This is a genomic window from Mesorhizobium sp. B3-1-9 (assembly GCF_006439595.1).
Taxonomy (GTDB): domain Bacteria; phylum Pseudomonadota; class Alphaproteobacteria; order Rhizobiales; family Rhizobiaceae; genus Mesorhizobium.
Map to the genome: position 1 here is coordinate 39,575 of NZ_VFTJ01000010.1, position 20,280 is coordinate 59,854.

24 protein-coding genes are annotated in these 20,280 nt (G+C 64.1%); 14 read left to right on the forward strand and 10 right to left on the reverse strand.

All coding sequences use genetic code 11. The features are described from left to right. Positions 1–63: 63 nt before the first annotated feature. Complete coding sequence (locus tag FJW07_RS18900; RefSeq protein ID WP_140858160.1) at positions 64–444, forward strand: hypothetical protein; 381 nt, start codon at positions 64–66, stop codon at positions 442–444. Positions 445–471: 27 nt separating this feature from the next. Here the strand turns inward: FJW07_RS18900 and FJW07_RS18905 are convergent, their stop codons facing one another. Continuing rightward, entirely contained in the window at positions 472–1,416 is a 945-nt protein-coding gene (locus tag FJW07_RS18905) for a nucleoside hydrolase (protein WP_140858162.1), read from the reverse strand. A 241-nt stretch (positions 1,417–1,657) separates the two neighbouring features. On the opposite strand from FJW07_RS18905, the gene FJW07_RS18910 reads away from it, so the two are divergent. Together FJW07_RS18910 and FJW07_RS18915 are read left to right on the forward strand one after the other, a co-directional pair. Then, positions 1,658–2,083 carry an Hsp20 family protein gene (locus FJW07_RS18910; RefSeq protein WP_140710216.1) on the forward strand — a complete coding sequence of 142 codons (426 nt, stop codon included), beginning with the start codon at positions 1,658–1,660 and terminating at the stop codon, positions 2,081–2,083. Between the two features lie 63 nt (positions 2,084–2,146). After that, positions 2,147–2,404, forward strand: coding sequence for a DUF1150 family protein (locus tag FJW07_RS18915; protein WP_140644558.1), 258 nt, complete (start codon positions 2,147–2,149; stop codon positions 2,402–2,404). Positions 2,405–2,491: 87 nt separating this feature from the next. Here the strand turns inward: FJW07_RS18915 and ptsN are convergent, their stop codons facing one another. From ptsN to lptC, 6 genes are all read right to left on the reverse strand, one after another. Then, positions 2,492–2,956: a PTS IIA-like nitrogen regulatory protein PtsN gene (ptsN, locus tag FJW07_RS18920; protein ID WP_140644559.1), complete on the reverse strand. Its 465-nt coding sequence runs from the start codon at positions 2,954–2,956 to the stop codon at positions 2,492–2,494. Between the two features lie 61 nt (positions 2,957–3,017). Continuing rightward, positions 3,018–3,605 (reverse strand): ribosome-associated translation inhibitor RaiA, encoded by a 588-nt coding sequence (gene raiA, locus FJW07_RS18925; RefSeq protein WP_140858164.1) that lies wholly within the window; start codon positions 3,603–3,605, stop codon positions 3,018–3,020. Positions 3,606–3,884: 279 nt separating this feature from the next. Continuing rightward, positions 3,885–5,414, reverse strand: a complete 1,530-nt coding sequence (gene rpoN, locus FJW07_RS18930; protein ID WP_140858166.1) for an RNA polymerase factor sigma-54 — start codon at positions 5,412–5,414, stop codon at positions 3,885–3,887. Positions 5,415–5,605: 191 nt separating this feature from the next. Continuing rightward, positions 5,606–6,424, reverse strand: coding sequence for an LPS export ABC transporter ATP-binding protein (gene lptB / locus FJW07_RS18935; protein WP_140644562.1), 819 nt, complete (start codon positions 6,422–6,424; stop codon positions 5,606–5,608). After that, complete coding sequence (locus FJW07_RS18940; protein WP_140858168.1) at positions 6,424–7,017, reverse strand: LptA/OstA family protein; 594 nt, start codon at positions 7,015–7,017, stop codon at positions 6,424–6,426. The genes lptB and FJW07_RS18940 overlap by 1 nt, the downstream gene beginning before the upstream one ends. After that, positions 7,004–7,717, reverse strand: a complete 714-nt coding sequence (gene lptC / locus FJW07_RS18945; protein ID WP_140644564.1) for an LPS export ABC transporter periplasmic protein LptC — start codon at positions 7,715–7,717, stop codon at positions 7,004–7,006. Before lptC ends, FJW07_RS18940 begins: the two co-directional genes overlap by 14 nt. Before the next feature lie 390 nt (positions 7,718–8,107). Here lptC and sppA point away from each other — a divergent pair, with 390 nt between their 5' ends. The 4 genes from sppA to FJW07_RS18965 all read left to right on the forward strand — a co-directional run bounded on the left by sppA (position 8,108) and on the right by FJW07_RS18965 (position 10,861). Next, complete coding sequence (gene sppA / locus FJW07_RS18950; RefSeq protein WP_140858170.1) at positions 8,108–9,064, forward strand: signal peptide peptidase SppA; 957 nt, start codon at positions 8,108–8,110, stop codon at positions 9,062–9,064. A 76-nt stretch (positions 9,065–9,140) separates the two neighbouring features. Next, the gene (locus FJW07_RS18955; RefSeq protein WP_027165368.1) at positions 9,141–9,425 is read left to right on the forward strand and encodes an integration host factor subunit beta; all 285 of its coding nucleotides are present in this window, start codon (positions 9,141–9,143) and stop codon (positions 9,423–9,425) included. Positions 9,426–9,486: 61 nt separating this feature from the next. Continuing rightward, complete coding sequence (locus FJW07_RS18960; protein WP_140858172.1) at positions 9,487–9,819, forward strand: LapA family protein; 333 nt, start codon at positions 9,487–9,489, stop codon at positions 9,817–9,819. A gap of 79 nt (positions 9,820–9,898) precedes the next feature. After that, the gene (locus tag FJW07_RS18965) at positions 9,899–10,861 is read left to right on the forward strand and encodes an ornithine cyclodeaminase family protein (protein WP_140858174.1); all 963 of its coding nucleotides are present in this window, start codon (positions 9,899–9,901) and stop codon (positions 10,859–10,861) included. A 106-nt stretch (positions 10,862–10,967) separates the two neighbouring features. On the opposite strand, the gene FJW07_RS18970 is transcribed toward FJW07_RS18965, so the two are convergent. The 3 genes from FJW07_RS18970 to FJW07_RS18980 form a co-directional block, all read right to left on the reverse strand. Next, complete coding sequence (locus FJW07_RS18970; protein ID WP_140858176.1) at positions 10,968–11,393, reverse strand: EVE domain-containing protein; 426 nt, start codon at positions 11,391–11,393, stop codon at positions 10,968–10,970. Continuing rightward, on the reverse strand, positions 11,390–11,770 hold the full coding sequence (locus tag FJW07_RS18975; RefSeq protein ID WP_140858178.1) for a VOC family protein: 381 nt from the start codon (positions 11,768–11,770) through the stop codon (positions 11,390–11,392). The genes FJW07_RS18970 and FJW07_RS18975 overlap by 4 nt, the downstream gene beginning before the upstream one ends. A 70-nt stretch (positions 11,771–11,840) precedes the next feature. Beyond that, complete coding sequence (locus FJW07_RS18980; protein ID WP_140658047.1) at positions 11,841–12,551, reverse strand: YafY family protein; 711 nt, start codon at positions 12,549–12,551, stop codon at positions 11,841–11,843. A gap of 101 nt (positions 12,552–12,652) precedes the next feature. On the opposite strand from FJW07_RS18980, the gene FJW07_RS18985 reads away from it, so the two are divergent. From FJW07_RS18985 to FJW07_RS19015, 7 genes are all read left to right on the forward strand, one after another. Continuing rightward, the gene (locus tag FJW07_RS18985; RefSeq protein WP_140858180.1) at positions 12,653–13,138 is read left to right on the forward strand and encodes a DUF1772 domain-containing protein; all 486 of its coding nucleotides are present in this window, start codon (positions 12,653–12,655) and stop codon (positions 13,136–13,138) included. Positions 13,139–13,236: 98 nt separating this feature from the next. Next, positions 13,237–14,319, forward strand: a complete 1,083-nt coding sequence (locus FJW07_RS18990; RefSeq protein WP_140784524.1) for a class I SAM-dependent rRNA methyltransferase — start codon at positions 13,237–13,239, stop codon at positions 14,317–14,319. After that, on the forward strand, positions 14,320–15,180 hold the full coding sequence (locus tag FJW07_RS18995; protein WP_140858182.1) for an RNA methyltransferase: 861 nt from the start codon (positions 14,320–14,322) through the stop codon (positions 15,178–15,180). Positions 15,181–15,190: 10 nt separating this feature from the next. Then, positions 15,191–15,679, forward strand: a complete 489-nt coding sequence (gene lspA, locus FJW07_RS19000) for a signal peptidase II (RefSeq protein ID WP_140644574.1) — start codon at positions 15,191–15,193, stop codon at positions 15,677–15,679. Between the two features lie 54 nt (positions 15,680–15,733). Continuing rightward, entirely contained in the window at positions 15,734–16,723 is a 990-nt protein-coding gene (locus FJW07_RS19005) for an MDR family oxidoreductase (RefSeq protein ID WP_140858183.1), read from the forward strand. Positions 16,724–16,833: 110 nt separating this feature from the next. Further along, a complete protein-coding gene (locus FJW07_RS19010; RefSeq protein ID WP_140858185.1) occupies positions 16,834–19,113 on the forward strand; it encodes a PAS domain-containing hybrid sensor histidine kinase/response regulator in 2,280 nt (759 codons plus the stop codon). Positions 19,114–19,296: 183 nt separating this feature from the next. Beyond that, complete coding sequence (locus FJW07_RS19015) at positions 19,297–20,184, forward strand: GNAT family N-acetyltransferase (RefSeq protein ID WP_140858187.1); 888 nt, start codon at positions 19,297–19,299, stop codon at positions 20,182–20,184. Positions 20,185–20,280 lie beyond the last annotated feature (96 nt).

The window sequence follows — 20,280 nt, forward strand, 5'->3', positions numbered from 1 at the left end:
CGTCCCCCCAATTATTTTTGCAAGCATATTGAAGAGCTGTGAGCGCCCCCACAACTCTTAGTCATGAACAAGTCAAACGTTTCCTTCCGGAATCACTTGCTTATTTGGCGATACGAGTACAGCGACGCCGTCCTCGGCGTCGCTTTCTTCTGCGCCTTGGCACTGGCGGTTGGGGCTTCCGTCTTAAGGCTGCAGAACGATCCTGTCGTTGCAACGCAACGTGTGACGGGCGTAGTTGAGCATGTCAGCTTGGCACCTATTAATCCCAAAGCCGCAGTTGGTCGCGGGATCTACTATATCTACGACGTCCGTCTTCAAGACGACAATGCGCTGGTCTTGGTCGATGGCGATGTGGGGACTCCTCACTCTATCGGCTCGATCATCCCCATCGAGCGGCAGCACCACAAGCGGGGCGTCGACACCTACCGATTGTTCAACGGGTGACGGCGCACGCCTTGTAATCCTCGACGGTCAGTTGAGTCGCCCCAGCCTCTCGACCAGCAGCGCGAAGAAGCCGTCATGGTCGATGTCACGCATCACCATGGCGTTCTTTTTGCGCTTGGTGACACCCCACCAGTCGATCACCGTCATGCCCATGGTGAGCTCGGAGGTCGTCTCGACGCTGACGTTGCAGTGGCGGCCCTTGAACAACTCGGGCTTGATCAGATAGGCGATCACGCACGGATCGTGCAGCGGCCCGCCATCGGTGCCGTATTTTTCCTCGTCGTAGCGCTCGAAAAACTCCAGCATCTCGGCGGTCGCGGTGCCGACCTTGGTGCCAAGCTGGCGGAAAGCCTGCGTGCGCTTGGACGTGGTCAGCGCCTTGTGGGTGACGTCGAGCGGCATCATCACGATCGGAATGCCCGACTTGAACACCAGATCGGCGGCCTGCGGGTCGACATAGATGTTGAATTCGGCGGCCGGCGTGACATTGCCGCCCTCGAAGAAGCCGCCGCCCATCAAGACGATTTCCTTGATGCGGGGCGCGATTCTCGGCTCGCGGATCAGCGCCAGCGCGATGTTGGTGAGCGGTCCGAGCGGGCAGAGCGTGATCGTGCCGCTTTCCTCGCGCATCAGCGTCTCGACGATGAAATCGACGGCGTATTGTTCCTGCAACGGCATGGTCGGCTCTGGCAGTTGCGGGCCGTTCAGGCCGGTCTTGCCGTGCACTTCCTCGGCGGTGACGAGTTCGCGCGCCAGCGGCCGGATGGCGCCGGCATGGACCTTGATGTCGGGCCGGCCGGCCAGTTCGCAGATCTTGCGGGCGTTGTTCTGGGTCAGTTTCAGCGGCACGTTGCCGGCAACTGCAGTGATACCGACGATCTCCAGCTCCGAACTGCCGAGCGCCAGCAATATGGCGACGGCATCGTCCTGGCCGGGATCGGTGTCGATGATGATCTTTCTGGACTGGGGCATTTCAATTCCTTTGGGGAGTCTTTTTGGGCGGGATTTAGAGCATGATCCCGAAAAGTGGGACCGGTTTTCGGACAAGATCATGCTCCAACGAAGTGCTGAACCAGGATGGCGGGTTCAACGAAACGTCATCCTGATTTCAGTGGCTTGAACTTGATCGCGCGGCGGACCATATCAAGACCATCGGGAAAAATGCCATCCGGGTTTTTCCAGTTTGTGTCGCTCTTCAGAGGACAGTGTAACAATGAGTCGAATGACGCCCTTCTCCAGCCCGCTTCTTCTGGGCTTCGATGCCATGGAAAAGACGCTTGAGCGTCTGGCGAAGTCCGGCGACAGCTATCCCCCGTACAATATCGAGCGCCTCAACGCCGCCGACGGCAAGGCCGAAAGGCTGCGCATCACGCTGGCCGTTGCCGGTTTCGCCGAGAGCGACCTCGATGTCACCACGGAGGAAAACCAGCTAATCGTGCGCGGACGTCAGACTGACGACACCGAGCGCGAATTCCTCCACCGCGGCATCGCCGCGCGCCAGTTCCAGCGCTGTTTCGTGCTGGCCGACGGCATGCGGGTGATCGCGGCGGAACTGAAGAACGGCCTGTTGTCGGTCGATCTCGACCGGCCGGAGGCCGAGCGGCTGGTACGGAAAATAAACATATCGGTGAAAGACTGATCTTTGCCGATGGCTCTATGCGAGGCGGCCAATCCTGGCGTCCTCGCGCCAAGGAGGCTTGAAATGACCAGAACTGACGAAACGACCACCATGACCAGCGGCGAACTCGCCCATCTCGGCGAAGGTTCGGTCGCCTATCTCAGGAAAGTGTCGAGCGACGACCTGCGCGGCCGCTTCCCCGGCCTCGACGAAATCGCGCCCGGTATGGAACTGTGGGCGCTGTTTGCCGCCAACGGCCAGCCGATCCTGCTTTCCGATGCCCGTGACCGGGCGCTGGCGGGTGCGCGGGAGAACGACCTGACCACAGTCGCGATCCACTAACGCAACTCCAGGCCCTTCGAGACTCCTGACCTTCGAAATGAAAAGGGCCGCCCACGGCGACCCTCCGAAGGTTTCAATCCTAAGATTTCAGGCCGCGTGCGAGGCCTGTGTGTCCGACAGCAAGGCGTGGATCGCCACCGCGTCGCGCGTCCCCCTGATCTTGGCCACGGTGTCGGCGTCGCGCAGCACGCGCGCGATGCGCGACAGCGCCTTGAGATGGTCGGCGCCGGCGCCTTCCGGAGCAAGCAGCAGGAACACCAGGTCGACCGGCTGGTCGTCGAGCGCCTCGAAATCGACCGGCGTTTCCAGTCGGGCGAAGACGCCGGCGATCCGCTTCACGCCGGCGAGCTTGCCGTGCGGAATGGCGATGCCGTTGCCGACGCCGGTCGAGCCCAGCCGCTCGCGCTGCAGGATGGTGTCGAACACCTCCCGTTCCGGAATCCCCGAAATCGCCGAGGCCCTCTCCGACAGCAATTGCAGAAGCTGCTTTTTGGAATTCGCTTTCAACGCCGGCATGATCGCCGGGACGCTGATGAGATCACTGAGATCCATGCTTGAAAAATCCCTTGCTCGCCTGCCGCGCCAGTCGTCGCCCCCTCGCGCGGCTGGCTTTTTATCCCTGCGCGACTTTGGTCGTCGACGGATCGATCCAGCCGATATTGCCGTCCGGCCGGCGGTAGACGATGTTGAGATGGTCGGTTCCGGCGTTGCGGAACAAGAAGACCGGGCTGTCGCTGTTGTCGAGTTCGATGACCGCCGAAGCCACCGACATGGTCCGCAGCGTCATGCTTGATTCGGCGACGATGACCGGAGCGAAGTCCTCCGGAATATCTTCCTCATCGTCGGTGAGAGGAGCCATCACGGTGTAGGCGATGTCGGTCGGCTCTTCGCCATTGCCGTTGCCCGTATTGCGCGACTTCAGCCGGCGCTTGTAGCGCCGCAGCCGTGTTTCCAGGCGGTCGGCGGCCGCCTCGAAGGCCAGCGTCGGATCCTGGGCGTCGCCGGTCGCCTGCAGCGAAGCGCCGGAATCGAGCCGGACCATGCAGTCGGCGGAGAAACGCGACCCCGATTTGATGACCGTGACATGTCCTGAAAAACCCCGATCGAAATATTTCTCGATCGCCTCGCCGACCCGGTCGTTGATGCGCGTACGCAACGCATCGCCGATGTCCATGTGTTTTCCCGAAATGCGTAGATTCATCTGAAAACTGACCTTCCTTGCTCAGGCTTCAAACTGTTCCCGAGTTTATACCCGTGGTGCGCGCGCACAAGCTTTGCAGCGGCATGCGCGCCGATTTTAGACCCGAACTTTCCGGTTGATCACAAGTCGCCTTCTTGGCCGTCCGCGGCCTTGTCTGACGGACCCATTCGCAAGCTGGCATTACCGCCCTGCTCATGCGGGCGGGCTTCTAGCCACTTCATTGCGGCTTGTCAATCAAGCTTGGGAATTGTGGAGAACTGTCGAGATTCCGGGGGCGGCCTAGCGGCCGGCGTTCGCCAGCGCTCGCTTCTCCCGCCGCCGCTGCACCGACGATGGGATGTTCATGCCTTCGCGGTATTTCGCGACGGTACGGCGCGCGATATCGACGCCGCTTTCCTTGAGCATGTCGACGATGGCGTCGTCGGAAAGCACGTCGGCGGGCTTTTCCTCGTCGATCATCTGCTTGATGCGGTCGCGCACGGCCTCGGACGAATGCGCTTCGCCGCCTTCGGCCGAGGCGATCGACGCGGTGAAGAAATAGCGCAGCTCGAAGACGCCGCGCGGCGTCAGCATGTATTTGTTGGCGGTGACGCGGCTGACGGTCGATTCATGCATGCCGATGGCGTCGGCCACCGTGCGCAGGTTGAGCGGCTTGAGGTGGCGCACGCCGCGGACGAGGAAGGCATCCTGCTGCCGCACGATCTCGGACGCCACCTTGAGGATGGTCTTGGCCCGTTGGTCGAGACTGCGCGTCAGCCAGTTGGCGTTCTGCAGGCATTCGGCGAGAAAGTCCTTTTCCACCTGGTCCTTGGCGTGGCTCGAAATGCGGGCGAAGTAGACATTGTCCACCAGCACGCGCGGCAGCGTGTCGGCGTTGAGTTCCACCGCCCAGCTGCCGTCATTGGCGGCGCGGACCTCGACATCGGCGACGATCGCATCGCTCGCGCCGCCCGAAAACGCCAGGCCGGGGCGCGGATCGAGCGCGCGGATCTCGGCCAGCATGTCGAGCAGATCCTCCTCGTCGACGCCGCAGATGCGTTTCAGCGTCTGGAAATCCCGCCGCGCCAGAAGCTCGAGGTTGGCGACCAGCGCCTTCATCGCCGGATCGAGCCGGTCGCGCGCAGCAAGCTGCAGCGACAGGCACTCGGCAAGGTCGCGCGCGAAAAGTCCCACCGGCTCGAAGGTCTGGCAGACGCCAAGCACATGCGCCATCGCCGCCTTATCCGCGCCGAGCCGGACCGCGATCTCATCGAGTTCGGTGCGCAAATAACCGGCTTCGTCGAGCCCGTCGGCCAGCTCACCCGCGATCAGCCGCTCGCCGGGGCTGAGCGAAGCAAGCGCGATCTGCTCGCCGACATGCTCGCGCAGCGTAATGGCGGCCGCGGCCATGTCGCCGACGTCGAACCCCTCGGACGATGCTGCGCCCGCGCCGCCCCCAGCGGCCGACTTCCATTGCGCCGTGAGATCCGGCCCCAGTCTCTCGCTGGTGCCTGGATCGTCGGGAAACAGGTTCTCCAGGGAAGAATCGAGCTTTTGCGAGATCGCTTCCGCGCTCCACTCCGTCTCGCCCTCGAACCAATCGCCTTCGGTATCCTTTTCCGGCGACGCCTCGCTTTTCTGGGATAGATCGCCGGCGGCATCGTCCTGCGGTTCGGCCCGTTCCAGCAGCGGGTTGCGCTCGATCTCCTCGTCGATGAAGCGCTCGAGCTCGACATGGGTGAGCTGCAGCAGCCGGATCGACTGCATCAGCTGCGGCGTCATCACCAGCGACTGGGACTGTCTGAGCTGCAGTTTGGCTGCCAGCGCCATGGTGTGATTCAAACGCCTCGTCTACGCATCGGACTGTGCCGAAGCAGATTTTCCCGGCCAGGCATAGAAACTGGCCCGGCTTTTGCTTGTCAAGGAAAACGCTAGCAGTTGCGGCTTACCGGAGCGTTATCGAGCGCTAAAATGACCGAAAGCCGCGACGCGGCCATCGAAACCGCGTCGGAACCCGCGGGTCAGAGCGTGAAACCCTCGCCGAGATAGAGACGCCGCACATCGGCGTTGGCGACGATCTCGTCGGCGCGGCCATGCGTCAGCACCTGGCCGGCATGGATGATGTAGGCGCGGTCGATCAGGCCGAGCGTCTCGCGCACATTGTGGTCGGTGATCAAGACGCCGATGCCGCGCGCCGTGAGATGGCGAACGAGCTGCTGGATGTCGGCGACGGCGATCGGGTCGATGCCGGCGAAGGGCTCGTCGAGCAGCATATAGGCCGGCCGCGTCGCCAGCGCCCGCGCGATTTCAAGGCGACGCCGTTCGCCGCCCGACAGCGACATGGACGGCGCCTTGCGCAGATGGCTGATGTGAAACTCCTCGAGGAGTTCGTCGAGCGTGCGCTCGCGTTCCTTGCGGCTCTTTTCCACCACCTCCAGCACGGCGCGAATGTTCTGCTCGACATTCAGGCCGCGAAAGATCGACGCTTCCTGCGGCAGGTAGCCGATGCCGAGGCGGGCCCGCCGGTACATCGGCATCGAGGTGACATCGAAGCCGTCGATTTCGATCGAACCTTCGTCGACGGGAACAAGGCCGGTGACCATGTAGAAACAGGTGGTCTTGCCTGCGCCGTTGGGGCCGAGCAGGCCGACCGCCTCGCCGGCGCGCACGCCGAGCGTCACCCCGCTCACCACCTTGCGGCCCTTGTAGCTCTTGGTCAGCCCCTTGGCGATCAGGGTGCCCTTGAACTTCGCCTTGTCGGTGCCGACCGTCGCCGGCGCAGCGGGTTGTGCGGCCGCCCGTCCCGGAAGACGGGCCAGCAGCGAAGTCACGCCGGCCATTAGTTGCTCGACGCTCCCTGCTGCTGCCCGTCCTGTTTCTGCGGCTTGAACATCATGATGACGCGCGGACAGCCCTCGACGTTGCCGAGGCCGCTCTTCATCTGCACGGTGAGCTTGCAGCCCTTGAGCACATTGTCGCCCTGCGACAGCACCACTTCCTTGCCCGAAAGCACCAGCACCTGCGTCTTCATGTCGAATTTGCCGGTGTCGCCGGTGGCGATCTGGTCGTTCGACTTGATGTAGACTTTGTTCTCGACCTCGAGGTGGTCGATATTGGCCGCGCCCGTCATCGCCGATGCGCCGGCCGCCGCGCTTTTGCCAGCTTTTGGGTCCTTGACGTAGTAGACCGTCATCTTGCCGGCTTTGAGCAGGGTCGGCCCCTGATTGACGGTGACGTTGCCGCTGAATATGGCCATGCTGTCGGCCTGGCGGACCTCAAGCTTATCGCTTTCGATCTGGATCGGCTGGTCGCCTGACAGTTTCAACCCCGGGATCTGGCTGGTCGCGCTCGATTGCGCGAACGAATGCACGGTTGCCAAAAGCAGCAATGCGGAAGCAGCGCCCGGAAGCCATGCGGATTTACTGCGACGCATTCTGTTCTCCACCGTTTACCCCCGCTGCCTTCAGCGCAGTTGGATCTATGTTGACGCGAACCCGGTTCTCGAAGACCACGAGCCTGCCATTGTCCTCGACCGACATCGAGTCCGCGGTGATGCGCGACCCGCCACGGCTGACGTCGACCGGATTGCTCGTCTTCATAGAGCCTTTGCCCATGTCTAGGAAGATCGATTTGAACTTCGCCACCAGGCCGTCCGTCGTCGTCACGCTGACCTCGCTGGTCAGGTCCATCGTATTGGCGTCGCGATTGTAGATACCGTGCGCGGCGTCGACCGACACGATGTTGTCGGTGGCGACGGGCAGTTTGGCATTGATGCCGTCGAGGTCGATGACGGCTTGCTGCCCTACATCCTGCGTCGCCCGGGTCGCCGTCAGCGAATAGGGCAGCTTCTGCTTGGTAAAGCCGTTGAGCTTCGGATTGGCCATCACCAGCTTGCCGTCGGAGAACGCCGTGCCATCGGCCTGCACCGAGACGGACAGGGGCGCCTTGAGGTAGGAGTAGACCGGAAAGGCGACGGCGATCGCGACAGCGAGCAGCGGCACGGCGAATTTCAGCACGCGGACGCGGCGGGAGTGCCGCTGCGCGCGGTTGAAGGCATCGCCACGCGTGCCGTCTTGGCTCGCGGGAGCCGATGCCTCACCGGCATCGCTCGTTTCGTCAGATCGCGCCAACATGACTTTTCTAATGGACCTTTGCCCGCCCAAACACCGCCTATAGGTGGTATGCCGGCACCTACAAGCAAGCACAAGCGGAGGAAAACTGCAAAAATGTGACAACTGCCGCCCGCAAAATCGAGAGGAATCCGGCGAGACGGCTTGTACTTCATAGCAGATACGGACTGCTTGCGTTAATTTTTCGTGAGGCCGGCGTCAACGCCGAAGCCCGAAACCAGGTCTTTCAAGGCAATTCCAGGACAAGTCCGAGCGGTTTTCCGACGGGAATTGCATCAGGACAAGGAATAGTGCGTGTCACCATTCCGTGAAGCGGTGACCGCTCCAGGAAACGGTAGCCGTGCGCCGAGGCTTGCTTTAAAAGCGTGCTTCCACCCATCCACGAGGCTGACGATGGCAATGAGAGCCGACGACCTGATCGACCGCCGCCGCTTGCGCCGCAAGCTGACGTTCTGGCGCGTCGCCGCGTTTCTGGTTCTGGCGTCTGCAATTATCGCCTTCTCGGCCTGGGTCTATGACGACAATTTTACCGGCCGGGCAGTGCCTCATATCGCCAAGGTCAAGATTGAAGGCACCATCACCGAAGACGAGGAACTACTCAAAAGGCTGGAAGCTATCCGCACGTCGCCGGAGGTGAAGGGCGTCATCCTCTCGATCGATTCGCCCGGAGGCACCACGGTCGGCGGAGAGTCGATCTTCGATCAGGTGCGCAAGCTTGCCGGCGACAAGCCGGTGGTGGCCGAAGTCGGCACGCTGGCGGCATCCGCCGGCTATATGATCGCCAGCGCCGCCGACCACATCGTCGCCCGCAAGACCTCCATCGTCGGCTCTATCGGGGTGCTGATCCAGTATCCGGACGTCAGCGGCCTCATGGATAAGCTCGGCATCAAGCTTGAGGAAGTGAAATCGTCGCCGCTCAAGGCTTCCCCCTCGCCCTTCAAGCCGACCAATGACGACGAGCGCGCCATGGTGCGCAAGCTGATCCTCGACAGTTACGACTGGTTCGTCGGCATCGTCGCCGACCGCCGCAAGATGACGCATGATCAGGCGCTGGCGCTGGCCGACGGTTCGATCTTCACCGGCCGCCAGGCTTTGGCCAACCATCTGGTCGACGCCGTCGGCGGCGAGCAGGAGGCGATCGACTGGCTGGCGACAAAGGGCGTGGACGGCAAGCTCAAGGTCGTCGAGTGGAAGGACAAGGACAGGCGCGGCGGTTTCCTGTTTTCCCAGTCGATGGCAAAAATGGCGGCCAAGGCGCTCGGCCTGCCCGATGCCGGCGGCGATGTCATTCACGAGCTCGGTGCCGACCGCTTGTTTCTTGACGGTCTCGTTTCGGTCTGGCACCCTTGAGGGCCGTTGGTACCAGCCAAAAAAGCAATAAAATCATCCTGATAATCGATCGCTGTGGTTTTACGGGGAACGTTGTATGATCAAATCCGAGCTTGTGCAGATCATTGCTGCACGCAACCCGCACCTTTTTCTGCGCGATGTCGAAAACATCGTCGGCGCGATCTTTGACGAGATCACCGATGCGCTTGCCGAGGGCAACCGGGTCGAATTGCGCGGTTTCGGCGCCTTTTCGGTGAAAAACCGTCCCGCCCGCACCGGCCGCAACCCGCGCACCGGCGAATCCGTCGAAGTCGAGGAAAAGTGGGTGCCGTTCTTCAAGACCGGCAAGGAGTTGCGCGAAAGGCTGAACGGCGGCAAATAGGCGCCGCGCCGGCGGGTTGAAACGGGATCTTGGCGCAAAGCCGCTTCACCATGGAGATCTGATGTTCAATCGCTTCATCCTCGTCGTGGTCTTCGTGCCGCTGGCAATCATCCTGATCGCGCTCGCCGTCGCCAACCGCGGCGCCGTCGCCTTCACGGTCGATCCATTTCATCCCGGCAATCCCGCACTGACGCTGAGCCTGCCGCTTTTCATTTTCCTGTTCCTGGCTTTGGCCATCGGCATGGTCGTCGGCAGCCTGGCCACCTGGGTGAAGCAGGGACGTTATCGCAAGCTCGCGCGCCAGCGCGGCCTCGAGGCGGAAAATCTGCGCCAGGCGGTGAGCCGCCCGCCCGTGGCGCCCAATGGACCGGCGCTGCCCAGGCCGACGAATTAGAGCATGATGCCGAAAACTGCGAAGCGGCTTTCGGGCGACATCATGCTCAGTCTCTAAGTAACGCCTCACGGAGCTTCCGATGCTGACCATTTCGGCCGCCGAGGTCGACCGCGCGCTGACCTTTCCGGGCCTTGTCGAGACATTGCGCAGCGCCTTCCGCGAAGGCGCCGTGCAGCCGGTTCGCCATCATCATGGCGTGGAGCGCCCAGATGGCGCCGCCTCGACCCTGCTTTTGATGCCGGCCTGGACCGACTTCAACGCCGCGGGCACCTCTGCGGGAGGCCATATCGGCGTCAAGATCGTCACCGTGTCGCCGGACAACAACACAAAAGGCAAGCCGGCGGTGATGGGCCTCTACCTTTTGCTGGACGGCGTCACCGGCGAGCCGCAGGCGTTGATCGACGGCCAGCGACTGACCCAGTGGCGCACGACCTGCGCCTCGGCGCTCGCCGCCTCCTATCTCGCCCGCAAGGACGCCTCGCGGCTTCTGGTGATCGGCGCCGGCGCGCTGTCGCCCTTCCTTGCCAAGGCGCATTCAGCGGTCCGGCCGATCACATCCATCCGCATCTGGAACCGCACGCCGGCCAACGCCGAAAAGGTGGCGGCCGCCTTGCGCGCCGAAGGCCTTCCGGCGAGTGCCGCCGGCGATCTCGACGCCGAGCTTGCCGAGGCCGACATCGTCGCCTCGGCGACGATCTCGAACACGCCGCTGGTCAAGGGCGCGCTGCTGAAACCGGGCGCCCATGTCGATCTCGTCGGCGGCTTCACGCCCGATATGCGCGAGGCCGATGACGACGCCATTTCCCGTGCCCGCGTCTATGTCGACACCCGCGCCGGCGCCACCAGGGAGGCGGGCGACATCGTCCAGCCGCTGGCCTCGGGCGTGCTGAAGCCGGAAGCGATCGTCGCCGATCTGCACGAACTCGCGCGCGGCGAGAAACAGGGCCGGCAAGACGACAGCGAGATCACGCTGTTCAAGTCGGTTGGCGCGGCGCTTGAAGATCTCGCTGCCGGCATCGCCGTCTACAAGGCGCTCAAGTAGCCGCTAATGCATGTCGCGCAAAAGTGACCCTCGGTTTTGCGACAACGGCATGCATCAGGCAACGACCTAAAGCGCGTCGCGTGAATCCGTTTCGACGCGACGCGCTTTAGGTCAGGGTGGCCCCCATCGCTTCGCCAATCAGCCGGAAATCGCGCTCGCTGATCTCGAACAGGCCAAAGCGCAACTGGTAGCCCCAGTTCGGCTTGCCGGCGGTAAAATCCAGCCTGTCGAGCAGCGGCTTGATCGGCGTTTCCTTGGCGTCGACCCAGTCGACGTCGCGCCGCGCAGGCGTGAGCCCGCCGCCCATGACGCCCTCATAGACTTCCCCTTGCCGCACCGTGCCGACAGCGGTGAAGGATTGCAGCCGGTCTTTCTCGCCGAGCACGGTGCTCGGCGAGTAGTAGACGATGCCGTCGCCCGGCTTGATACGGCGCAACGGGGCCGCCTTGCCGTGATTGACCTGCATGAAGCCATCTTTGCGGCCGATCCGCACGTGCTCGGCCGATGCGACGGCAACCCAGAAGGCGCTCATCCTTGCGCTCCCTCGAACGGCCAGTAGACGCGCAGGCGGTGATTGTCCGGATCGAGCGCGACGAAGGTACGGCCGAAATCGAGATCGGTTGGGGCCTGCAGCACGTTGAGGCCTCTGCCAGTCCAATCCGCGTGGGTGGCATCGACCGCCGCCGCGTTCTCGACGGCAAGCACAAGCTCGCCACCACCGCCTGTGGCCGTCGCAGCCGGCTCCACCGTGCGACGTGACCAGAGGCCGAGCTTGAAACCCTTGTCGAGCACGAACATCGCGAAGGTCGGCGAGGATTCGACCGGCTCGCGTCCAAGCAACGAGGCGTAGAACGCACCGCTCCTTTCCGGGCTGTCGACATAGAGGATGACGAAATTCGGCGTGGTCATGTCTGATCTCCAAAGTGTCTGAACCTTGGGAACCATACGTGGGCCTGCTGTCAGATTCTGGCAGCAGCGATCAGCCGGAAGCGTCTTTCGCTCCATTCTGGCCCGGCGCATCGAGCGTCGCCCGCCATTCTTTGAGCATCGCCTGGCGGCGGCGCGGATAGCGGATGTCGGTCGCTGTCAGGTCGGATATCCGGTCGGCGCGGAAATGCCGGAAATCCTGGCGCGTCTCGCACCACGCCGCCATCACCCGCACCTTGTCGAAGAAGGCGAGCGCGAATGGCCAGACCACGCGCTTCGACGTCGAACCGCCGGCATCGCGATAGAGGAAACCGAGCTTGCGCTCCTCGCGGATCGCCTGCCGCACGACACCGAGGTCGATCGTTTCGACGCTTTCCGATCGCGGTCCGACAAGCAGCGTTGTTGCGTCGAGGTCCTCGCGCAAATCATCCGGCAGCACCGCCGCGATCTTTGCCAGCGCATCGGCCGCGGCGGCGGCCAACCTTTTATCCGGCTGCTTTGCCACCCAGCGCGACCCGAGCACGATCGCCTCGATCTCCTCGTCGCTGAACATCAAAGGCGGCAGCATGAAGCCGGGCTTCAGCACATAGCCAAGCCCGGCCTCGCCTTCGATCGGCGCGCCCTGCCCCTGCAGCGTCGCGATATCGCGATAGAGCGTGCGGATCGAGACGCCCATCTCGTCCGCAAGCATGCGGCCACTCACCGGCCGGCGGTGGCGGCGCAGGATCTGGACAAGGTCGAGCAGGCGGGCTGAACGGGACATGATTGCCTAACCGGTGTGCTGGACAATAGGGCTGGCCCGCACATCACGGCAAGCAGACCGATGCCACGGAACGCCTGCGTCCTGTTCCCGTTGTCTCCGCAATGGAGATGCGCGGATTCCTGCTGTTCTGGTCGGTGCTGACCACTTTCGTCGCGGCGCTCAGCCTTGGGCCCTCTTTTGCCCATGTGCTGGAATCGCTGCCAAGGTTGACCAGATGGTCACCGGCGCTCTGGCGTGAGGCGACGGTTTTCAACGCGCAGTTCCAGCTCTTTGCCGTGATCGGAGCGCCGCTGGACGTCGTGGCGATCCTTTGTCCGGCGCTGCTTGCCTGGATGCTGCGTCGAGACCCGCTTGCCTTCCGGTTCGTGCTCGTCGCCGCATTGCTTTATGCGGTCTCGCTAGCGCTTTGGTTCGGCCTCGTCAAACCCGCCAACGACAGTCTTGCGACCTGGACGCCCGGACCGATCCCGGACAATTTCGAGGCCGTCCGGCTCCGTTGGGAGACCGGCCACATGGCGGTGACCGTGGCGAAGGCGCTTGGCTTCATTTCGCTTTGTTTCGGCCTGCTCGGTGTCCGGCAAGGCTGATGACCCCACCATTGAACACCATTGAATGAGCCGCGCTTTATTGCGCCGGTGGGCTGAGCTGTGGCAGAAGCGGGCCGAACCGCCGGAGATGATCTTTCTTGAAATCTTTTCGCGACAAACGCCGCGATGGCCGCCCGCATCCCGCAAGGGCGGAACAGCCCCGCCCGCGTGATGCGTCCCCGGCCGGACGGCAGCAGGCCGCACCCGCCGAGCGACGTGAAACGAGACCGGCGGACCGGCAGGACGCCAAACCGGCGCCGCGCGTGCTCGCGCGCCGCGAGGGCGTGCTGCCCGCCGAGCGCCTGCCATTGATCCTCGAAGTCGCGCCCAACGCCGATTACGCGCTGCTGGACAGCGGCGCCGGCGAGAAGCTCGAGCAATACGGCCCCTACCGCATCGTGCGTCCCGAAGGCCAGGCGATCTGGCAGCGGGCCCTTCCGGCGAAGGAATGGCAGCGCGCCGACGCCATCTTCACCGGCGACACCGATGAGGAAGGCATCGGCCGCTGGCGCTTTCCGAAGGCGCCGCTTGGCGAAACCTGGCCGATGAAGCATGACGGCATCGACTATCTCGGCCGTTTCACCTCGTTTCGTCACGTCGGCGTCTTTCCGGAACAGGCTTCGCATTGGGACCATATGGCGGGGCTGATCGCGGCGGCGAAGCGTCCGGTCAAGGTGCTGAACCTGTTCGGCTATACCGGCCTTGCCTCGCTGGTGGCGGCCCGCGCCGGCGCCGAGGTCACCCATGTCGATGCCTCGAAGAAGGCGATCGGCTGGGCGCGCGAGAACCAGGAAATGGCCGGCCTTGCCGACAAGCCGATCCGCTGGATCGTCGAGGACGCGGTGAAGTTCGCGGAGCGCGAGGAGCGCCGCGGCAGCCGCTACGACATCGTGCTGTTCGACCCGCCGGCCTATGGCCGCGGCCCCAAGGGCGAGGTCTGGCAATTGTTCGAGGACCTGCCGGGCCTCACCGACCTCTGCCGCTCGATCCTGACGCCGAAGCCGCTCGCCGTCGTTCTCACCGCCTATTCGATCCGCGCCTCCTTCTTCGCCATCCATGCGCTGATGCGCGATACCTTCGCCGGCATGGGCGGCACGATCGAATCCGGCGAACTGATCATTCGCGAGAAATCGGCCGGCCGCGTGCTGTCGACCTCGCTGTTCTCGCGCTGGGTGGCTTGAATGACGGCACATGACGGCGCGCGCCCTGTCGGGCAGGTCAAGGAAGTCACCAGCCTTGCCAATCCCCTGGTCAAGGACATCAAGGCGCTGGCGCTCAAGAAATTCCGCGACCAGCAGAACGCCTTCATGGCCGAGGGCCTGAAGCTGGTCATCGACGCGCTGGACCTCGGCTGGTCGATCAGGACCTTGGTCTTCGCCAAGGCCGGACGCGGCAACGCGGCCGTCGAAAAGACCGCCGCGCGGACCGTTGCCGCCGGCGGCACGGTGCTCGAAGTCTCGGAAAAGGTGCTCGCGGCCATCACCCGCCGTGAAAACCCGCAAATGGTGGTCGGTGTCCTTGCGCAGCAGACCGTGCCGCTGAAGGACATCCGCGCCAGGGACGGCGACGTCTGGGTGGCGCTCGACCGGGTGCGCGACCCGGGCAATCTCGGCACCGTGATCCGCACCGTCGACGCCGTCGGCGCCAAGGGCGTCATCCTGGTCGGCGACACCACCGACCCGTTCTCGCTGGAGACGGTGCGCGCCACCATGGGCTCGATCTTCGCCGTGCCGGTCGCCAGGGCGACCGAGCAGGCCTTCCTTGCCTGGCGGCGCGATTTTTCCGGCCTGGTCGCCGGAACGCACCTCAAGGGCGCGGTCGACTATCGCTCCGTCGATTTCTCCAGGGGGCCGGTCTTGCTGCTGATGGGCAACGAGCAGCAGGGCCTGCCGGACAGCCTCGCCGAAAGCTGCGACCGGCTGCTCAGAATCCCCCAGGCAGGCCGGGCCGATTCGCTCAATCTGGCGGTCGCCACCGGCGTGATGTTGTTCGAGATCCGGCGCGGCGCGTTGAAGCTCGAGCCTGCCAACGACAGCCGATGAGGACTGCTAAGTGAAATCCTGGTCCCCTTACGTCGTGCTGGTCGTCATCGCCATTGCGCTCGACCAGTGGATCAAGCAACTGGTCGAGAACGGTCTCGCCTTTCAGGAGAAGGTCGATCTCCTGCCGTTCCTGGCGCTGTTCCGCACCTACAACACCGGCATCGCCTTCTCGATGTTCCAGTCCTTCGGCGATACCGGCCTGGTGGTCATCGCCGTGCTGGTCGTCGCCTTCGTGCTCTACCTCGCCGCGCGCACGCCGGCCGGCCATGTCGTCGCCCGCATCGGCTTTGCGCTCATCATCGGCGGCGCGCTCGGCAATCTCATCGACCGCGCCGTCTACGGCCACGTCATCGACTACATCCTGTTCCACACGCCCGTCTGGTCCTTCGCGGTGTTCAATCTCGCCGATGCCTTCATCTCGGTCGGCGCCGCGCTTGTCGTCTTCGACGAGCTGATCGGCTGGGGCCGCGAGGCCAAGCCGCAGGATCCGGGCAATTGACCTCACGCGGTTGAAACCGCAGACTTCTCAACAGCCAGAACCGAGGAGAAAAAAATGTCGGATACCTTCAAAGCCATCCTCGTTTCGCGCGATGCAGAGAAGAAGCAGTCCGTCGATGTCGTCGACCTCACCGAGGCCGACCTGATGGAAGGCGATGTCACTGTCGCCGTCGAGGCGACGACGGTGAACTACAAGGACGGGCTCGCCATCACCGGCAAGGCGCCGGTCGTGCGCCGCTGGCCGCTGGTTCCAGGCATCGATTTCGCCGGCACCGTGATCTCCTCCTCGCATGCCGACTGGCGCAAGGGAGACAAGGTGATCCTCAACGGCTGGGGCGTCGGCGAGACGCATTACGGCGCCTATGCCGGCCGCGCCCGCGTCAAGGGCGACTGGCTGGTGCCGCTGCCCGAGGGCATGAGCGCGCATGATGCGATGGCTGTCGGCACGGCGGGCTACACGGCAATGCTCTCGGTCATGGCGCTGGAGCGGCACGGAATCGTGCCGGACCGCGGTCCCGTGGTGGTGACGGGCGCTGCCGGCGGCGTCGGCTCGGTCGCCATCTCGATCCTGTCGAGCCTCGGCTACCATGTCATCGCCTCGACCGGCCGCAACGCCGAGAGCCCCTATCTGATCGACCTTGGCGCGGCCGAGGTGATCTCGCGCGAAGAGCTCAGGCAGCCCGCGAAACCGCTCGCCAAGGAGCGCTGGGCAGGCGGCGTCGACTCGGTCGGCAGCCATACCTTGGCCAATGTGCTGTCGATGACCTCCTATGGCGGCGCGATCGCCGCTTGCGGCCTGGCCGGCGGCATGGACCTGCCCGGAAGCGTCGCGCCCTTCATTCTGCGCGGCGTCTCGCTGCTCGGCATCGATTCGGTAATGGCGCCGAAGCCGGTACGCCTGGAAGCATGGCGCCGCATCGGCACCGATCTCGACTTGAAGAAGCTGTCGACATTGTCGCGCACGATCGGTTTCGACGGCATTGTCGCCGCCGCGCGCGACATCGTCGAAGGCAAGATCAGGGGCCGCGTCGTCGTCGATATGTAGCTGGGAATGGCGGTTTCGCCCGCGCATGCGGTGGTTAGAATCCGCGCAATCGCTAAAATTCGAACGATCCGTCCCAGTCTTCCATAATTTCTGTCTGGCATGGTCTGCCCATGGTCGCGGACTCCGACATCAGACAGGACAGCAAAGCCGCGGGCGCTGACAGGCTCATACCCAATGCGCCGAAGCGGCGGGTGCTCGTCGCGCCGCCGCTGGCTCCTGAATTGCCCGCGGCGAGCCACGAAGGCTTGCCGTTCCTGACGATCGTCGCCATCGCCGTCATGGCGGGGCTGGCGCATCTTACCGGCGCGCCGCTCATCGTCACAATCGGCCTTGCCGCCGCCGCGCTTGCCGGCCTTGCCATGCATCTCCGCAGCCGTCGCGACGAGCGGCGCGCCGCAGCGCTTCTCGACGAGACCGCCGCCCGCAGCCGTGCCGAGATCGAGACTCTCGCCGATCGCATGTGGGAGATGCAGGAGAGCGAGGAACGCTTCCGCGGCCTGATCGACGCGCTTGGCGACCTCGTCGTCCACCGTGATCGCGACGGCCATATCGTTTACGCCAACAGCGTCTTCGCCTCGCTTGTCGAGGTCGACGCGCGCGATCTTGCGGGCAAGACCTTGTCCGAGCTTGGCATCGATGTCGGCATCGTTCCCGACGCCGCCTTCTCCGATCATGAATGCCTGAGTTCCACCGATGTCGCGATCCGCACCCCGAACGGGCCGCGCTGGTTCTCCTGGATCGAATTGTCGGTGCGCGACAAGGACACGGGCGCGGTCTCGCACCGCGCGATCGCCCGCGACATCACGGCCCGCAAGCGCGCCGAATCCTCACTGATCACCGCGCGCGAACGGGCCGAATATGCCAGCCTGGCCAAATCGCGCTTCCTGGCCACCGTTAGCCATGAGATTCGCACACCGATGAACGGCATCATGGGCATGGCGAAGCTGCTTGCCGACACCGACCTCTCGCCCGAGCAGCGCACCTATGTCGGCGCCGTTTCCACTTCGGCCAGCGCGCTGCTCGCGCTCATCGAGGACCTGCTCGACTATTCCAAGATCGAGGCGGGCCGCTTCGAGCCCGAGCCGCAGCCGACCTCCCTGCGCGAGATCGCCGACAACATCATCGAGCTTCTGGCCGCGAAGGCCTTCGCCAAGAACATCGGCCTCGGCTGCCATGTCGAGCCCGACGTGCCGCAGATGATCACCGCCGATCCCGGCCGCGTGCGCCAGGTGCTGCTCAATCTCATCGGCAATGCGGTGAAGTTCACCGACGCGGGCGGCGTGCTGCTCACCGTGGCGCGCGCCCGCACCGAAACCACGGACCGCATCTGCTTCACCGTCGCCGACAGCGGCCCGGGCCTGCGCGAAGAGGACATGGAGCGCATCTTCGAGGAATTCGAGCAGTCCGACGGCACCTCGACCAGGGTGCATGGCGGCGCGGGTCTCGGTCTTGCCATCTCGAAGCGGCTGGCGACGGCGATGGGCGGCGCGATCTCGGTTTCGAGCCGGCTCGGCGAAGGGTCCGAATTCGTCCTCGAGCTTCCGGCAGTCGCCGCGACCGAGCCGCCGCCGCATCGCCACAACATCCTTGCCGACCGGCGGGCGGTGATCGTGTCGAAAAACGCCATCGAGGCCGATGCCATCGCCCGCACGATCAGGGCCCATGGCGGCATCGTCGAGATCGCGGCGACACCAAGCCAGGCCGCCCCCTTCGCCGCCGGCTGCAACGTACTCCTGATCGACGCCGCGCTCGAAAACAGCGACGGCAGGTTGCTCAAGCGGTTGCGCGACTCGGGCTTCGCCGACTGCGAGGCCGTCACCCTGATCGCGCCGACGGATCGCGGCATGCTCGGCGAATTCCGCGCCAGCGGCTACGCCACCTTCCTCGCCAGGCCGGTGCGCGGCGAGACCCTGCTGCGGGTGCTGTTGACCAGCCATGGCTCCACGCTCGCCCAGCCGCGGCCGGAGCCGCGCGGGGCGCCCTCGGTGCGCAAGCGCGACCAGGGCCTGTCGGTGCTGATCGCGGAAGACAATGACATCAACGCCATGCTCGCCCGTGCCACGCTGTTGAAGGCCGGGCATCGCGTCAAGGTCGTCGGCAACGGCAAGGCCGCGGTCGATGCCATTACCGATGCCGGCCTCAAGTTCCGCTTCGATGTGGTGCTGATGGACCTGCATATGCCTGTCATGGACGGGCTGGACGCGATCGCCGCCATCCGCCGCCATGAAGAGTCGCTGGCAATGCCGCCGATCCCGATCATGGTGCTTTCGGCCGACAGCCAGGAAAAGACCCGGCATGCCGTGCTCGCCCATGGCGCCAGCGGTTTCGTGACCAAGCCGCTCGACCCGGACGCGCTTGTCCAGGCAGTCGAGGGCCAGGTTGCCGCCTGAGGAAATTTTTAACCCTTGAACGCCTTGGCTTGCCTGGCTTTCGCGATCACAAGATAGCCGGTTGAGGGTATTGCCCAGCCGACAAAGTATTGCCCGCCACGTCGTATCACGGTACTGTCACAATCCTGTTGCACCTACACCGTATCCCCGTGCCAAGAGGGATGGCTCGAAGGAGAATCACTCGTGCATACAGTCGTGCCTGAATGTGACACTCGGCCGAATGCCGGCGGCGCCCTGCTCGCCGCCCGTACCGCCGACGCCGTCGCAAGCGGTGCTCCGCTGGGCCGCATCGGCAATCTCGAAGTGCGGCTCGCCCGCAACGAGGCCGAAATCGCCGCCGCCCAGGAAGTGCGCTATCGGGTATTCTACGACGAGCTTGGCGCCAGGAAAGACCTGTTCCAGGCGCAGGACCGGCGCGACGCCGACCGTTTCGACCCGCTCTGCGATCACCTTCTTGTGTCCGATACCTCCCTTCCCGGTCCTGAGCATCGCCGCATCGTCGGCACCTACCGCTTGCTGCGGCAGGAGATCGCCACGGCCGCCGGCGGCTTCTATTCCGAAGGCGAATTTGAGCTCACCAAGCTGATCGCGCGGCATCCCGGCCAGCGCTTCCTCGAGCTCGGCCGTTCCTGCGTTCTGCCGGATTACCGCTCAAAGCGCACCATCGAGGCGCTCTGGCAAGGCATCTGGGCCTATATCAACCATTACGGCATCGGCGTGATGACGGGCTGCGCCTCCTTCCATGGCATCGTGCCGGCGGCGCATGCCGAGGCGCTGACCTATCTCGCCCATCATTGCCGCACCGATTCCGCGTGGGATGTCCGCGCGGTTCCGGGACGCTACTGCTCCATGGACCTGATGCCGATCGAGGCGGTGAACACCAAGGCGGCGATCGCCGCCATGCCGCCGCTGGTCAAGGGCTATCTGCGCGTCGGCGCCCGCATCGGCGACGGCTGCGTCATCGACCACGAATTCTCGACCGTCGACGTCTTCGTCGTCATGCCGGTCAAGGAGATCGGCGCCCGCTACGTCAACTACTATGGCGGCGAAGGCCAGCGCTTCGCGGCGTGATTCTAGTGAGTAGTGAGTAGTGAGTAGTGAGTAGTGAGTAGTGAGTAGTGGTGGACACCATCACTTGAGCTTTGTCACTACTGACTACTGACTACT

Excerpts from the sequence above, each read along its gene's own strand:
- lptC (WP_140644564.1), bottom strand. The coding sequence starts at position 7,717 with ATGTTGGCGCGATCTGACGAAACGAGCGATGCCGGTGAGGCATCGGCT.
- FJW07_RS18960 (WP_140858172.1), top strand. The coding sequence starts at position 9,487 with ATGTTCAATCGCTTCATCCTCGTCGTGGTCTTCGTGCCGCTGGCAATC.
- rpoN (WP_140858166.1), bottom strand. The coding sequence starts at position 5,414 with ATGGCGCTGGCAGCCAAACTGCAGCTCAGACAGTCCCAGTCGCTGGTG.
- FJW07_RS18900 (WP_140858160.1), top strand. The coding sequence starts at position 64 with ATGAACAAGTCAAACGTTTCCTTCCGGAATCACTTGCTTATTTGGCGA.
- FJW07_RS18980 (WP_140658047.1), bottom strand. The coding sequence starts at position 12,551 with ATGTCCCGTTCAGCCCGCCTGCTCGACCTTGTCCAGATCCTGCGCCGC.
- FJW07_RS18955 (WP_027165368.1), top strand. The coding sequence starts at position 9,141 with ATGATCAAATCCGAGCTTGTGCAGATCATTGCTGCACGCAACCCGCAC.
- FJW07_RS18905 (WP_140858162.1), bottom strand. The coding sequence starts at position 1,416 with ATGCCCCAGTCCAGAAAGATCATCATCGACACCGATCCCGGCCAGGAC.
- FJW07_RS18985 (WP_140858180.1), top strand. The coding sequence starts at position 12,653 with ATGGAGATGCGCGGATTCCTGCTGTTCTGGTCGGTGCTGACCACTTTC.
- FJW07_RS19010 (WP_140858185.1), top strand. The coding sequence starts at position 16,834 with ATGGTCGCGGACTCCGACATCAGACAGGACAGCAAAGCCGCGGGCGCT.
- lptB (WP_140644562.1), bottom strand. The coding sequence starts at position 6,424 with ATGGCCGGCGTGACTTCGCTGCTGGCCCGTCTTCCGGGACGGGCGGCC.
- FJW07_RS18975 (WP_140858178.1), bottom strand. The coding sequence starts at position 11,770 with ATGACCACGCCGAATTTCGTCATCCTCTATGTCGACAGCCCGGAAAGG.
- raiA (WP_140858164.1), bottom strand. The coding sequence starts at position 3,605 with ATGAATCTACGCATTTCGGGAAAACACATGGACATCGGCGATGCGTTG.
- FJW07_RS19005 (WP_140858183.1), top strand. The coding sequence starts at position 15,734 with ATGTCGGATACCTTCAAAGCCATCCTCGTTTCGCGCGATGCAGAGAAG.
- FJW07_RS18940 (WP_140858168.1), bottom strand. The coding sequence starts at position 7,017 with ATGCGTCGCAGTAAATCCGCATGGCTTCCGGGCGCTGCTTCCGCATTG.
- FJW07_RS18910 (WP_140710216.1), top strand. The coding sequence starts at position 1,658 with ATGAGTCGAATGACGCCCTTCTCCAGCCCGCTTCTTCTGGGCTTCGAT.
- FJW07_RS18965 (WP_140858174.1), top strand. The coding sequence starts at position 9,899 with ATGCTGACCATTTCGGCCGCCGAGGTCGACCGCGCGCTGACCTTTCCG.
- FJW07_RS18995 (WP_140858182.1), top strand. The coding sequence starts at position 14,320 with ATGACGGCACATGACGGCGCGCGCCCTGTCGGGCAGGTCAAGGAAGTC.
- sppA (WP_140858170.1), top strand. The coding sequence starts at position 8,108 with ATGGCAATGAGAGCCGACGACCTGATCGACCGCCGCCGCTTGCGCCGC.
- FJW07_RS18970 (WP_140858176.1), bottom strand. The coding sequence starts at position 11,393 with ATGAGCGCCTTCTGGGTTGCCGTCGCATCGGCCGAGCACGTGCGGATC.
- ptsN (WP_140644559.1), bottom strand. The coding sequence starts at position 2,956 with ATGGATCTCAGTGATCTCATCAGCGTCCCGGCGATCATGCCGGCGTTG.
- FJW07_RS18915 (WP_140644558.1), top strand. The coding sequence starts at position 2,147 with ATGACCAGAACTGACGAAACGACCACCATGACCAGCGGCGAACTCGCC.